Here is a 1,062-nt window from a genome sequence, read left to right as displayed (position 1 = left end):
GCAGGCGGATGCGCTTGCCTTCCTCGGCGTGGCAGGTGGCGCAGGAGAAATCCATTACGCCGCCGCGGCGATAGAACAGCTCCTCGCCGACCGCCGCCATCTCAATCTCCTTGGGATGATTGAGCTGAGGCTCGATCTTCATCCCGCTAGACTTGTTGGCAATGAAGGCGGTGAGGTCTTCCAGATCTGACGCGACGCCCGGCCCCGAGAAGCGGCGTTTCAAGACGTCGGCGGTATCGAGCCCCTGCAGTTTGTCCATGCACCAGAGCAGCCGCTGCTCGGTATCCATGACGCGGTCGGCATCGGCGAAATAGCGTGGCAGCTTGGCGAAGGCGCCGTCGATCTTGCCGGGTCCCTCGCCGAGATCGCAGCCCTCCAGCGACGCTTTCTTGGCTCCGCGTGGTTCGGCCCACAGCGCCTCGCCGCGATCGACCGCAAGGAAGCCCGGGTTGGAGAACGGGTCCGACAGCATCTGCCGGTAGCGCTCGATCTCCTTCTCGCTGTCGTCCTGCGGCGGGGCCTGTGCGGTCAGGTGCCCGGCGGCCAGTGTCATGGCGGCCGCCAGCACAGCCGCTCCTATGGTGGGGAGCTTCATCCCTTGCCCTTTCGTTTCCTCAGGCGGCCGCTGCTTTGCGACCTTCGTTTCACATCCCTCTCTGTCGGAGGGACTTTACATTCATAGAAAACAATATCACGATACGTACAAATGATGATCGCGTGGCGGCCCCGTCGTCAAGAGCGGAACACGAACATTTCCAAGGAGGAAGCCTATGCCATCCCTGATCGCGGGCCTGACCCGCCGCAGCACACTCACGGCCGGCGCGCTAGCCGCTTTCGCCAGCCTTCTGGGCTCGCGCCTCGCCTTCGCTGACGAAAAGGCGGTCATGGCGGAGATCAAGAAGCTCTATGGCGACAAGCCGCTGGGTGAGGGCAAGATCAAGCTTGACGTGCCCGAGATCGCGGAGAACGGCCTCGTCGTTCCCGTCAATGTCGAGGTCGAGAGCCCAATGACGGAGGCCGACTACGTCAAGGCCGTCCACATCTATGCCGACGGCAACCCGC

The 1,062-nt window shown here is 63.2% G+C and carries 2 protein-coding genes; one reads left to right on the top strand and one right to left on the bottom strand.

The genetic code is table 11. The features are described 5' to 3' along the window. On the bottom strand, nt 1-553 hold a 553-nt coding region (gene soxA, locus AX750_RS24575), incomplete at its 3' end, for a sulfur oxidation c-type cytochrome SoxA (RefSeq protein ID WP_082734971.1). 217 nt (nt 554-770) lie between these two features. Between soxA and AX750_RS24570 the strand changes: the two genes are divergently transcribed. Next, nucleotides 771-1,062: thiosulfate oxidation carrier protein SoxY (locus tag AX750_RS24570; RefSeq protein ID WP_280939926.1), on the top strand; the 292-nt coding region annotated here is incomplete at its 3' end.

Origin of the sequence: Methylobacterium sp. CCH7-A2 (genome assembly GCF_001557075.1) — a bacterium.
Classification (GTDB): Bacteria; Pseudomonadota; Alphaproteobacteria; order Rhizobiales; family Beijerinckiaceae; genus Allobosea; species Allobosea massiliensis.
This window is presented reverse-complemented; position numbering and strand designations above follow the sequence as displayed.